Source organism: Pseudomonas sp. GL_135, from assembly GCF_057834665.1.
In genome coordinates this window covers 3,756,899-3,769,950 of sequence record NZ_CM174408.1, presented here as the reverse complement: position 1 = coordinate 3,769,950, position 13,052 = coordinate 3,756,899, and the positions used below count along the sequence as shown (strand labels likewise).

General features: G+C 61.3%; 6 protein-coding genes and 1 pseudogene. 6 read left to right on the top strand and 1 reads right to left on the bottom strand.

The window, feature by feature from the left end; genetic code table 11:
• Positions 1 to 402: 402 nt before the first annotated feature.
• Positions 403 to 2,625 (top strand): TonB-dependent siderophore receptor, encoded by a 2,223-nt coding sequence (locus AC3ISG_RS16755; RefSeq protein WP_489297502.1) that lies wholly within the window; start codon positions 403 to 405, stop codon positions 2,623 to 2,625.
• Positions 2,626 to 2,667: 42 nt separating this feature from the next.
• Here the strand turns inward: AC3ISG_RS16755 and AC3ISG_RS16750 are convergent, their stop codons facing one another.
• Positions 2,668 to 3,396 carry an SOS response-associated peptidase family protein gene (locus AC3ISG_RS16750; protein WP_489297501.1) on the bottom strand — a complete coding sequence of 243 codons (729 nt, stop codon included), beginning with the start codon at positions 3,394 to 3,396 and terminating at the stop codon, positions 2,668 to 2,670.
• A 98-nt stretch (positions 3,397 to 3,494) separates the two neighbouring features.
• On the opposite strand from AC3ISG_RS16750, the gene AC3ISG_RS16745 reads away from it, so the two are divergent.
• The 5 genes and pseudogenes from AC3ISG_RS16745 to AC3ISG_RS16725 all read left to right on the top strand — a co-directional run bounded on the left by AC3ISG_RS16745 (position 3,495) and on the right by AC3ISG_RS16725 (position 12,994).
• Positions 3,495 to 3,935, top strand: a complete 441-nt coding sequence (locus tag AC3ISG_RS16745; RefSeq protein ID WP_122625290.1) for a LexA family protein — start codon at positions 3,495 to 3,497, stop codon at positions 3,933 to 3,935.
• 117 nt (positions 3,936 to 4,052) lie between these two features.
• Complete coding sequence (locus tag AC3ISG_RS16740) at positions 4,053 to 8,657, top strand: AvrE-family type 3 secretion system effector (RefSeq protein ID WP_489297500.1); 4,605 nt, start codon at positions 4,053 to 4,055, stop codon at positions 8,655 to 8,657.
• Between the two features lie 132 nt (positions 8,658 to 8,789).
• Positions 8,790 to 9,869, top strand: a pseudogene (locus AC3ISG_RS16735) (transglycosylase SLT domain-containing protein); the annotation flags it as partial.
• Between the two features lie 1,059 nt (positions 9,870 to 10,928).
• Entirely contained in the window at positions 10,929 to 11,870 is a 942-nt protein-coding gene (locus tag AC3ISG_RS16730) for a sigma 54-interacting transcriptional regulator (protein ID WP_489297499.1), read from the top strand.
• 215 nt (positions 11,871 to 12,085) lie between these two features.
• A complete protein-coding gene (locus AC3ISG_RS16725) occupies positions 12,086 to 12,994 on the top strand; it encodes a sigma 54-interacting transcriptional regulator (protein WP_172611489.1) in 909 nt (302 codons plus the stop codon).
• Positions 12,995 to 13,052 lie beyond the last annotated feature (58 nt).

Genomic DNA, 13,052 nt, shown 5'->3' with positions numbered 1-13,052 from the left:
CAAAGGTTTTGCGAGGCACGCCGTCGTCTGGCACGTGCGCCCTATAAGGCGGCGCGTCTCTCAAAAGACCTGCCCAGGCACGAACCCGCTGAATGGAAATCTTTAGAGACAATTTATCTGTCCTTTGAAAATGTTCGAGTGCGTAAAGCCGGCGGTGAGTGATGTTGTGCCGAAGGGCCCGTAAACACACCGATCACAGTGCTTGACAGGCCTAGGACCGCAACCGGTAGTTGCTTGCGAAACAGAATCAGAACCTCTAACACCTGATAACGCTTTGCATTACCAATTTATAAAAAAGTTGTTACGATCGGCGCCCTCATAGCTTTTCGCCATGCGGAACGTCGCTCTTCAGGGTGCCGTGCCGCAGATCAGCACGCCTTCGTCCTCTCCAGGAAGCACCCGATGCTACGTCCCGTCCTGCCAGCTTTGTCGGCACTCGTCGCCCTTGGTTTCTCCAGCCAGTCCATCGCAGCGCCAGTGCAGCAGGATTTGCCCGATCGGCCATCGGCGACCTCGCCCGCTCAATCAGGCAGTGACAGCGCCAACTCGGCGCCGGGCGCAGTCGCGTTGGAAGGCCTGAGCATCAACGCCGATTACGGCCTCGCGGGGCAGGCGACCACGGAAAGTTCGGGCTCTTACACAACGGGTTCCATGAACACGGCGACCAAGCTGCCGTTGTCCATCCGCGAGACGCCGCAGTCGGTGAGTGTGATCACCCGCCAGCGCATGGACGATCAGGGCATGAACGACCTGAACGACGTGGTGAAGTACGCGCCGGGCGTGACGCTGCACCGAACGGCGTCGGACCGTCAGGAGTTCCTGGCGCGCGGTTTCAAGATCGACAACATCATGTACGACGGGCTGCCGAGCAGCATCAGCGCGTACACCCAGGACGTGATTTCCGGCGCGGATCTGGCCATGTATGACCGCGTCGAAGTGGTGCGCGGGGCGACGGGACTGATGACCGGCGCGGGCAGCCCGGCAGCGACGTTGAACCTGGTGCGCAAGCATCCCACCGCCGTGCCACAGGTCAGCGTGACCACCAGCGCTGGGAGTTGGGACCGCTACCGCACCGAGGTCGATGCCTCGAACAAGCTCAATGATTCCGGCACTGTTCGCGGCCGCGTGGTGGCGGCGTACGAAGACGACAAGAGCTTCTCCGACATCCGCAAGAACCAGCGCCAGACCTTTTACGGGATTCTCGAAGCCGACCTCAATGACTCGACCACCTGGACCGTGGGCGCGTCGAAGCAGCGTGACGACAACACCTCGGACTGGGGCGGTCTGCCCAGTGGTCCGAACGGCGAAGACCTGCACCTCAAGCGTTCGACGTTCCTCAGCAACGACTGGTCGTACTGGAACAAAGACAACATCATGTTCTTCACCGACGTCACCCACCGTTTCGACAACGGCTGGTCGGCCAAGCTCGCCGGGCAGAAGATCTGGGCCGAAGCAGACACCTTCTCCAGCTACATCGGCAACTACGACGGTCTGGGCTTTCAGCAATACCACGGCAAGTATCGCGACGACGATGACCAGACCAACCTCGACGCCTCCCTCAGCGGGCCGTTTCAGATGTTTGGTCGCGAGCATGAGCTGGTCGTGGGCGTGAGTCACCGGCAGGAGAAGTTTCACCAGTGGGGCGGCTGGACCGATGGCACGCCGATCGATCTCTACAACCCGACCCATTCACTGCCCAAACCTGACGTCGACACCAGCCTGTATGAAACCCGCAACGCCGCCACCGAAGAAGGCGTGTACGCCGCCGCGCGCCTGAACCCGATCGACCCGCTGCACGTCATCCTCGGCGGCCGCGTCAGTTGGTATGACTACGACAACCGCGTGGGCGATGGCGATTACAAGGTGGTCCGCGAAGTCACGCCGTACGCCGGCGTCATTTATGACCTGAACGAGACATACTCGGCCTACGCCAGTTACACCGAAATCTTCAAGCCGCAGACCGAGACGGATTCATCGCGCTCGGTGCTGAAGCCAATGACCGGCAAAAACTACGAGATCGGCCTGAAGGGTGAGTATTTCGACGGTGCGCTGAACGCCTCGGTGGCGCTGTTTGAAATGGAGCAAGAGAACCGCGCCTATCAGGAGGAAAATCAAAGTGCCGCTACTTGCCCGGGCTTCCCGGCGACCAGTTGCTATGGCGCGGCGGGCAAGGTGCGCAGCCGCGGCATCGACACCGAGCTGAGCGGCGCGCTGACGCCGGACTGGCAGGTCTCGGCATCCTACACCTACGTGCTGAGTCAGTTTGTCGAAGACGGCATCAAAAGCAACGAAGGCAAACTGTTCGCCCCCGAGCAGCCGAAGCATCTGTTCAAAGCCGCGACCAGCTACACCTTGCCCGGCGAGCTGCACAAATGGCGAGTGGGGGCTGACGTGCTGGCCCAGAGCAAGACCTTCAACCGCGTCGGCGACGGTCAGGCGGATCAGGACGCTTACGGCATCGTCGGTCTGATGGCCGGCTACAAGCTGAACGAGCACTGGGACGGCCGGGTCAACGTCAACAACCTCTTCGACAAGCGCTACTGGCAGGGCATCCCGAAAGAGTCCGGCACCGGCGTTTACGGCGATCCGCGCAACCTGATGTTCTCGGTGAAGTGGACGCTCTGATCACGCAGCTGTCGTGCAACGTTTGACCGCGCAATGCAGCGATCAAAAGTCGAGCGTGGTTTGACTCTCTGCCAGATCGGGCCCCTCCAGGGGCTCGATCAGCCTGGCGCCGTCGTTGCGCACATTACCCACGTCTCTGCCCACCGCGTGCCAGCGAAAATCACTGACCGGTCGGCAACCGTCCTGAGCGATTTGCGCAAGCCGTGATGCCGGCGTTTGCGGATCGATCCACTCCCGAGCGAGCTCCGGCGTCAGCACCAGCGGGCGACGGTCGTGGATGTCGAGCATGCCGGCGTCACTCGCAGCCGTAATGATGACGAAGCCGTCGCGTTCGTCCGGTTCAAGCCCGGGCCTGACCTGTCCCAGCGCGGCGAAGTACATAGGCTGTCGGTCTTTCAAATGGATGAACCAAGGCTGTTTGCGCTTTGCATCGTTCGGGTCTTTGACCCACTCAAACCAGCCGTTGGCCGGGGCCAGCGCGCGACCTTCCGGCCACAGTTCTTTGAAGAATTTGCCCGTCATCACGGTTTCGACCCGCGCATTGATCGGGTCGTGCCGTTTGCCCTTTGCCCAGGAGGGCGACCAGCCCCAGCGTACTTTGTCGACGCTCAGACCGTCAGCGACCGGCCGGATGATTTCAACGCGGGTGGTCGGCGCCACGTTGTAACGCTCGATGGGCCAGAGATCATAGCCGTTGATGACCAACTGCTCTGGCGCCAGCGTCTTGAGGTAATGGTCCATTGGCTCGTAGATCGAGTAGCGTCCGCACATGTGTCACCCGTCGAATTTTCCTGCCTACCAGATTGACCGCGCGCGGCTGAGAACGTTAACTGTATATACGTACAGTTAACAAACACAAGGTCAGTCTCATGAGTGTCACCATCCTTGGCCGGTTGTCGGCAGCGGGCGAACGGTTTCCCCTTTACGCCTTTCAGGTGCCGGCGGGTTTTCCTTCGCCGGCGGCCGATCACATCGAGCGGCACATCTCGCTGGACGAGCTGTTCGACATCCGCGCGCCCCACGTCTACCTCGTGAAGATAGAAGGCGACAGCATGCAGGGCGCGGGCATCTATTGCGGCGATCTGGTGATCGTCGACCGCAGCCTGTATGCCGAGCATGGCGACATCGTCATCGCCGCGCTGAATACCGAACCGGTCTGCAAGCGCCTGCACATGCGGGGCAACGAGGTCATCCTCAAATCCGAGAACAGCAAATACCCGCCGCGCTACGTCATGGAAGGCGACGAGTTGCTGATCTGGGGCGTGGTGAAATACAGCGTTCGCGATCACGACAAGGTGATGCATTCGTGAGGAACGAGCTTCCTTATAGAGAGAGCAGGCAAGGCGGCAGGTAAAAACGCTGCATGTGGTGGGAACCCTTCGGGCATCGGCAGCCACACAGGCGGACGCTTCCATGGATGCCTGCTCATGCGCTTTGATAACCCGTTGCGATCGCTTCAACACTTCGGTGCCTCGGTCTTTCGCCGCCATGACGGCGCGCAGCAGCCTGCCGCCGGACCAAACCCCGGCGTTCCCCTGCAGCCGTTGGGCCCACCGACTCGTCTCGCCCTGGCGGTCAATGCGCAGGGGCGGGTGGAGGTCAGCGACAGGGCGACCATTGGAGGGCTGGACAACGAACAGCGCCTGTTGAGCGAGATCCTCAACAAGCCGGGTCAGTCGTTTGCCCAGCATCCGGGCGGTCAGTTGATCGACGCCCAGGGCTTTGCCGTCAGGGCCGATGCGTCCGCGCATACGGTTCATGCCTATGTTGCTTCCAGGCCTCATCGCGCCGGCGGCACGCCGCCACCGATCCCCTTCGACAAGGGTCATCTGGCTCAGAAAAGTGGCATTTTCGAGGGCGCTGGCAGGGACGTCTGGACCCTTCATGACAAGCAGCTTTTCCGCTTTGGCGGCGACGCCAGCTGGCACGCCGCCGGACTGCCCGATGGCCACGAGGGCAAATTCAAATCATTGAGCCTTGATGGCAACGATGTCCACGTCCTCGATGAAGCAGGCGTTGTCTGGAAGCTGGGCGACAGTCAGCCAGCGCGCGTGATGTTTGCCCATCCGGTCAGTGCGACGGCGGTACAAGGCAACGAGTTGCTGGGGGTGTCGACCCACGACGGGGCTGTTCACCTGGAGGAGCCGGAAGGTCGCTCCACGGAACTGACCCTCAACAACGCGCCGTTGGGTGATAAAAAAGCCGACAAGCCTTCAGCCATCGGTACCGCCGGATCCCATTTACTGATGGTCGACGGCGGCGGGCGTTTGTACAGAGGTCGGTTGCCGACTGGCGACCCGTGGCCGGACACACTGAATCTACAGCCCCATGCAGCGACGGAGTTGGCGATCGCGGAGTTTGGCAAGCTGACCTTCAGCGGTCTGTTCAATGACCAGGCCGGCAACTTGAACGCGCGGTTCAAGGACGTTCATGGCAAGGAGCACACCGCTCAATGGGACGCGACCAAGGGTGATTTCGTGCCGGGCTGGAACCTCAGTCAGTCCACGGCGGTGGTCAAGCAACGGAATTTGCCGACGCTGGTACCCGACGCCCACGAGATGATCCATCTGGACGGTGGCAGCGTGGCGCACAAAGACGGTCAGCTGCTGGTGAAGGACCCGAGAACCGATGAGTGGAGCAAAGGTTCGGAGTCGAATCTGCAAGACCTGCATCAGGGCAACGATGGCTTCGCCTATGTGGTCGACAAAGAAGGGGCGGTCAAGCGTCTGGCGGTGCAGGCCCAGGCGCTGTCGCGAACGATGGGCAGCGGCCCGGACCTCACCATCGGGCATGGCACCGAGGTGAAAGCGGGCGCGACACTTCGGGGCGCCCACGATGTTGTCGCGGAAAAAATCGCGGTGCTCAACGATGATCGTTACGTCACCCTGAGCGACGGACACCTGCGCGCCCACGACCAGAAAGGCACGCGCCAGGCGCTGCCGCCGTTGCCGGGCTTTGGCGACGACGAAACGCTGGGCATTCCGGATCCCCATGAGGTCGACCAACGTCACATCCAGGACATGACCATCGCGGGCGGCGATCTCTACGTGCTCAAGGCCGGCGCGCTGTTTCGCATGGCGGCGCAGCACTGGCAGGGCGGCAAGCAGGGCTTGGGGGTTCATCACCAGGATCAGTCCGCCTGGGAACTGGTTGAGCCGAATCTGCCAGCGGGTGTCTCGGTGGACAGCATTCGCACTGCCCCCGATGGGGCGTTGCTGCTGAAGCATGGCACCACCGAGCAGCAATTGGGTACCGATGGAAGCCTGACTGCGCCTGCGCCGCAGGACGCTAAGTTGACCCGACAGCATGCCTTGCATCAACGCCTCGCCGATCGCGAAGACGCCTTGGGTCGGTTTACCCGCCACGGCAATCTCAAGGTCAACGCTGCCGTGCTGGGGCGGGCGAACATGGAAACGGTCACGCCCCGGGAAGCCACGCCCGGCCCGTTGAACTACCTGAGGTCGCACCTGCGCGTCGGGTCGGGCCTGCGCAAGCCGTTCGACAAGGCCACTCATGCCTTTAAGGGCCGTAAAGGTCTGGCGGAGGTCTATCAAACCGAATCGGACATGCTGGCGCGACTGGATCAACGCTGGAGAACGAGGCCCACGTCCAGGGTCCCGGCGATGAGCGAGCGACTGGAGCAGATTCGCGGCAACGGCGCTTTCATCAAGAACCCCAAGGCTGACTTGCTCGCCGACGTCATAGAGCGAGCCACCCAAGCGGTTGCCGAAGACACCGAGCGGTTGCTGCGTTCGCTGGCCCAGGACCATGGCGTGCTGATGAGCGACGGGCAGGACAACCCGACCTTCACGCCGTCCAAACCGGTTGCCAATGACATGGTTGCCGGGCTGGCGCACTCCCTGGCGGTTTCCGGCGTGACCGGGACACCGCTGAACGGGTTACTTGAACAGTTGACGTCCCAGCGCTTTCAGGTCGGCCATCGCAAGCCCGAGGGTGATCGCGACCGTGGCGATGCGCAGGCGCTGGTGAAGGCGCGGCTGGCGCTTAACGCCGATGTGCTCTTTCAGTTGAATCAACAGCTTGACCTGCTCACGGCGGCCGCCCGCGAAGGCAATGCCTCGAACGCGCTGCTCGATGGCGTGGCAAATACCCTTGAGCAGACGTACGCCAAGGAATACGCCAACGCGCCGCTGAAGAAATACACCGACGCCGGGTTTCGCAGCCACACGGAACTTGAGGCCAGCTACGACGCCAGCAAGACGATGCTCAAATACTTCCGCGATGAAAAGCACCCGATGACGCAGAACCTGCGCGCCGGGATGGACGTCCCGCCCGCGCGCATGAGTGAAGAGCTCAGCACGGCGCTGCGTCAGCTCAAACCCCGGGAGAACCTGAAAATCAGTCGCAACTATGCCGGCAACGTCAACGCTGGCGTCAGCGGCCCGGTCACAGGACCTGCGTACCTGGGCGGACGGGTCAACGTCGAGCCGGAGCGTACTTATGGCCTGACCTTCACCCGGTACGAGCGCGGCCTCAAGGTCTCGATGAACCGCGACGGCGCCGTGGCGGGCGGCGGCAACATTGGCTTCGGCGCCGGCTTTGCCGATCACGCCGCGCCGAAACAGGACACCTCCGCCAACTTGATACAGAACGGCAGCTGGTTAGGCGTCAGTGCCGACCTCAAATACAAATACACCGAGAGCAACGCGCTGAGTTTTTTCGTGCGCGACGAGGACATCGAAGGCTTCGTGCGCGACCTGACCAGCACACCGTTGCAAAAGAGTGGCGACGCGCAGGGGGCGGTGGCCAGCCGGCTGCATCCCCTGTCTTTCCTGGATGAAAGCTCCGAGCAGGAAGTGCGCACCGGCACCAAGCACAACGCCGATGTGGACCTTAATCTTGGCGCCGAATACCGGCTCAATGCAGGGCAGATAGGCGCGAAGCCGGTCAAGGGCTTCTTGCGTGTTTCGGCGGGTGCCGTGGGCACCGCCAACCTGGCCAGCTACGAGCGGGAGCGGGTGGAAGGGCGCGGGTCGGACGGTTTGCGCACCGACATCCGCAGCGACAACAGGGTGCGTTTTCTGGAGAAGGGCGGCGCGACTGCCTATGCGCGGCTGTTCGATGCAGCCTTTAGCTCGCAGCCTAACCACGTGTTTCTGTCGGGCGGGATACCGACGGGTGTCACTGCCAGCGTCGTGGTGGAGAACAAGACCGGCAAAGCGTTTGATATCCGTTTCAAGGACACCTTGCCGTTGCTGCCGGCGGAGACCAAAGCACTGGCCAGCACACTGGAAAAGGCGTTTCCGCTGATCGAGGCGCCCGACCTGTCGGGCAAGGACGCAAAGGCGCAACTGGATGCGCTGGCCTCGACCTACGCCAGGGTGACGATCCCGTTCGCCGAACCGTTGACCAATGCGCAGTACGCGGCGCTCAACAGCCTCAGCCAGACCCAGCGCCAGGACAGGGCGGCGGATCAAAACACCCGGCTGATGACGACCATGGATTTCACGACCAAACAGAGCAACGTCAACCGCATCGACCGCGCCAGCAACAGCAAACGTGCCACCGATCCGGTGCGCGCCTGGCTGGGGGGGACGACCAACCCGGGCAACGCCGAGAGAATCGCCGGCCTGATGAGTCAGGACCCGCAACTGGCCGGGTTGCTGAAGGAGCTGCAGGACCGCCGGGGCACCACCCGGGCGGAGATCAAACTGGAAGTGACGGACGATGCCAAGGCCGAGATCGATCAACAGGCCATCGCCGGGACACTCACCGACGCCGGGTTGAAGAGGATTCTGGACAATGAGCAAAACCTGCGCATCAAGAGCATTTCGGTGTTCCGCAATGCGGCCAAGGAAGACTCGTTCACCTTGCCGGGGGTGTGGACCAATTTTCGCAGCGGCAGCAACCTCAGTGTCGAGCGGCTGCGCGGCGAGATCACCTTCGACTACGCCGAGGCCCAGCAGGCACCTGTGGGCTACAAACTGGAAGGGCAGTTGACGGCCGAGCGCGACACGCCGTCATTGAGGGACATGGCGGCCACGGGGGCGGGCAGCTATCGGCCGACCTAACCCCAGCGTTCACCCGCTTCGGTCGGCGTTGTCAGCCCGGCCGAAGCGTGAACTTTCCGCGATTCAGCCCCTCGCCACGGAACCGTTCAGGCAGCCGTGCCACACAGCATAAACCTCTCAGGATGACCTCCCATGCCGCCTGCCTTCCGCCCGTACCCGGGCGCTTTGCGTGTCATTCGCCCGATGCGCATTGCTTCACTGACTGTCGCGATGTTGTGTACCGGTTGCCAGTCTTACGGGCCGCCCGAGGCAAGTACCGAACGCACGCCGCGCCTGGTGGCGGGGCTCCATCGCAGTGCAGAACCGGTGGCGTATTCACGGCCGACGCAACCCTACGACGGCAGTGATATCTGGCAGCGGATGGGACAGGATTTTCGCCTGGCCGACGACAACGGCGTCAACGAACGCATCGTGCGCCAGCGCGACTGGCTGCTGGGCAATGCAGGGTTCATCCGCAATGCCAGTCAGCGGGCCAGCCCGTACCTCCACTTCATCGTCGAAACCCTCGATCAGCGCGCGATGCCGGCAGAGCTGGCCTTGCTGCCGATCATCGAAAGCGCCTACAACCCCAAAGCCAATTCGATCCGTAACGCGGCGGGGCTGTGGCAGTTCATGGCTGCCACCGGACGTGATTTCGACCTGCGTCAGACCGCCTGGTATGACGGTCGGCGGGACGTGGTGGCGTCCAGTAAAGCGGCGATGGATTACCTGACCCGTCTGCACACCCAGTTCGGCGGCGACTGGCTGCTGGCGATGGCGGCTTATAACGCGGGGGAGGGCACGGTGAGCCGGGCCATCGACGCGAATCAGCGCCGAGGTCTGCCCACGGATTACTGGCACCTCAGCTTGCCCAGGGAAACCCAGGATTACGTGCCGCGCCTGCTGGCACTGTCGTTGCTGGTGCGCGAACCCGAGAGCTATGGCGTGAAGCTCAGCCCGGTGGCCAATGCGCCGTATTTCACGGTGCTGGAGCTGGCGCGGCCGGTGGACCTTGAACGCCTCGCGGTCAGTGCCGGCATCGATCGCTCGGTGCTGTTGAACCTCAATCCGGCGTTTCTGCGCAAAAGAACCGCCGATGGACCCTCCCGCGTGCTGGTGCCCCGTGACCAGTTCGAGCAGCTTTCTGCCACCCTCGGCAAGATGACCGACGATGTCATGCCCGGTAACGAGGCACTGGCGGTCAGCACTGCTGCCGTCCCAGCGGGTACAGTTCGTCCCTGACACAACGCGTCCGCCAGGCGATTGTCCGCCTGGGGCCTATTTTTGGCAGCAATGAACCCGTCGTGTGTCGGCCCGGACACATTCCTGCTTGCCTGCTTTTCAGCCTTCCTCCGCCCTCGGATCAGTCGGTTGGCACTTATTCACGCAATCAATTAACCCGAATCTCACCGAACTTTCGGGCGATGTGTAAAAGCGCTGATACATCGCGGCCGGTTGCCGCTGAAGACACAATTAGAAACATCCATGGCGGTAGGTGGATAACGGCGGTGGGTTAATTGGCGTTGCCTGCGGAGCGATCATCCGGGACAGTGCGTAGTTGGATCCTATTATCCAGTCAGTGTCCACGCGCAAACCTTTGCTGTGCGTTTAATAGTCCGGATGAACAACGGCTTTTTGCCCGACCCGCTAGATTCAAGGGTTCTAGGCCTATACGCGGGAGTACAGTAAATGGCGTTCGGAAAACCGAGTTGAAACGGTCGGATTTCCGAACACAATTAAACTAGCAGCGTTATTAACTAATCAATAAGTTTTAAATGTTTTGCTCACTTCGATGATTTGAGAAGTGTTATATAAGTTCAATGGGGTGACGCGATATGAGGTGGGCGAGTTAGCGAGGTTTAGTAAGTGGTCCTTGGGTCATATGTTTACAAAGTCGAGTTAAACCGCGGCCCTTCGATAGATACAGGTTTACGCATGCTTAATTAACAAGTTTGACGATTGACGGTGACGCGAAGGAAGGACCAACCTCGCCATTCAGTACGGAGTGCACCATGGCAGAGCATAACCCGCTGATTGTTAAGCTATTGTGATGCACGCGCCAGGCAGTCCAGTCCCCCGGCGCTCCCACGTAAGTCATCGCCCAGTCGGGGGCAAGGGATAATTTGAAATAGCCGTTTGAATGTTTTGCAGATAATTAGTTGGCATCCTTCAATAAAGTCAAAGTGCTATCACTGGGGTATATCTCGCGACGCCGGGGAACTAAAATTAATTATTGCTGCCTTTGGAATGCGTGGTATTAATAAATCGCTTGCCCCACTACAAGAGGTATCGATGAGAGAAGAAATCGATGTAAGCGACTGTCCGCGTCAGCCTGAAACTGTAGCGCTGGATATCCAGCAGATAGCATTGAATACCGCAAACCTGAGTATGGATTTGCTACTGTGTGGGGAGACGGGAACAGGCAAAGACACGCTGGCCAAACGTATTCATGACCTGTCCGGTCGGACAGGTTCCTTCATCGGCATGAACTGCGCCGCGATTCCGGAATCCCTGGCAGAGAGTCAGCTGTTCGGGGTTGTCAACGGCGCGTACACCGGCGTCAGTCGGTCCCGGGAGGGGTACATCGAGGCGGCCTGCGGCGGCACGCTGTACCTCGATGAGATCGACAGCATGCCACTGAGTCTGCAGGCCAAGCTGTTGCGGATTCTGGAAACCCGGGGCATCGAGCGACTGGGGTCAACTGACTTCATTCCGGTAGACCTTCGGGTGATCGCTTCGGCGCAGCGGCCTCTGGATGAACTCGTGGAACAAGGGCTTTTTCGTCGCGACCTGTTTTTTCGGCTCAACGTGCTGACCATTCAAATGCCAGCCTTGCGCAAGCGTCGCGAACAGATCCTGCCGTTGTTCGACCAGTTCACCCAGGAAGTCGCCGCCGATTTCGGTTGCCCGGTACCCGCGCTGGATAATCGTCTGGTGCAGCTGCTCCTCAGCCATGCATGGCCGGGAAACATTCGCGAATTGAAATCCGCGGCCAAGCGTTTCGTGCTGGGTTTCCCGCTGCTGGGCGGCGATGCCCCTCCGGACCGCGATCAGGAAACGGGGTTGAAGACCCAGCTGCGGGTCATCGAAAGAATGCTCATCGAAGACGCACTCAAGCGTCACAAGCACAGCCTGGAAGCGGTGGTGCAGGAGCTCGACATTCCCCGGCGCACCTTGTACCACCGGATGAAAGAGCTGGGCATGAACGATGCGGAAGAAGCGGCGATTTCGTAGGACCGGCTTCAGCCGGGAAAAGGCCAGTGTGTTCAGTATCAATCGTGTGGTGTAGCGCCTGACGCCTTCCCGGCTAAAGCCGGTCCCACGAAAGCGAGTCCTGCCCAGCGTCTCACACATACCTGCCGCACCAAGCGCGCTGTTTCGCAATGGACGCCTCGCAGCCAATCTCGCGCAGCCAATGTCGCGCAACCCTGAAATGCCAGAGGTCGTGGATGAGTGTGTACGAGTTATTCGATGAGCAACTGGAGGACGACCATCAGGTGCCGAACCTGCGCGTGGTCGCCCGCAGTCTCGGTCAGTTGGGGATCGACCTGTTGTTGTCAGGCGAAACCGGGACCGGCAAGGACACGGTCGCCAGCCGGATTCACGCGCTGTCCGGTCGCAAGGGCCGGCTGGTCGCGATGAACTGCGCGGCCATCCCGGAATCCCTGGCCGAGAGCGAATTGTTCGGCGTGGTCAGCGGCGCCTACACCGGCGCTGACCGGGCGCGGGTCGGCTACATTGAGGCCGCGCAGGGCGGCACCTTGTACCTCGACGAGATCGACAGCATGCCCCTGAGCCTGCAAGCCAAACTCCTGCGGGTGCTGGAAACGCGCTCCGTCGAACGGCTTGGCTCGACGACGCCCATTGCACTGGATGTCTGCGTCATCGCCTCGGCCCAGCGCTCCCTCGACGAGATGGTTGAACAGGGGCGTTTTCGCCGGGATCTGTATTTCCGCCTGAACGTATTGACCGTGACCCTGGCGCCCCTGCGCGAGCAGCGGGCCCGCATCCTTCCGCTGTTCGCCCGTTTCGCTGAGGCGGCGGCGCAGGAGTCGGGTATTTCGGTGCCCGAGACCACCGGCGTGCTGCGTCACGTCCTGCTCAACCATGACTGGCCGGGCAACATCCGCGAACTGAAATCAGCGGCCAAGCGTCATGTCATGGGCTTTCCGCTGCTGGGCGGCGAGTCCGGCGAGGAGGGCGAGTCATCGGGGCTCAAATCGCAGCTGCGGGTGATCGAAAAAGCGCTGATCCAGGCCGCGCTCAAGCGTCACAACAACAGCGTCGAGGCCGTGAGCCAGGAGCTCGACATTCCCCGTCGCACGCTCTACCACCGCATGAAAGAACTCGACGTCTGACCTTCGCCCACCGCGCGCTTCCGGCGACACAGGCTCGTCGACACGTCCCTGTCCGCAT

Coding starts and splice junctions, on each gene's coding strand:
- AC3ISG_RS16745 (WP_122625290.1), top strand. CDS start 3,495: ATGAGTGTCACCATCCTTGGCCGGTTGTCGGCAGCGGGCGAACGGTTT.
- AC3ISG_RS16740 (WP_489297500.1), top strand. CDS start 4,053: ATGCGCTTTGATAACCCGTTGCGATCGCTTCAACACTTCGGTGCCTCG.
- AC3ISG_RS16750 (WP_489297501.1), bottom strand. CDS start 3,396: ATGTGCGGACGCTACTCGATCTACGAGCCAATGGACCATTACCTCAAG.
- AC3ISG_RS16755 (WP_489297502.1), top strand. CDS start 403: ATGCTACGTCCCGTCCTGCCAGCTTTGTCGGCACTCGTCGCCCTTGGT.
- AC3ISG_RS16725 (WP_172611489.1), top strand. CDS start 12,086: ATGAGTGTGTACGAGTTATTCGATGAGCAACTGGAGGACGACCATCAG.
- AC3ISG_RS16730 (WP_489297499.1), top strand. CDS start 10,929: ATGAGAGAAGAAATCGATGTAAGCGACTGTCCGCGTCAGCCTGAAACT.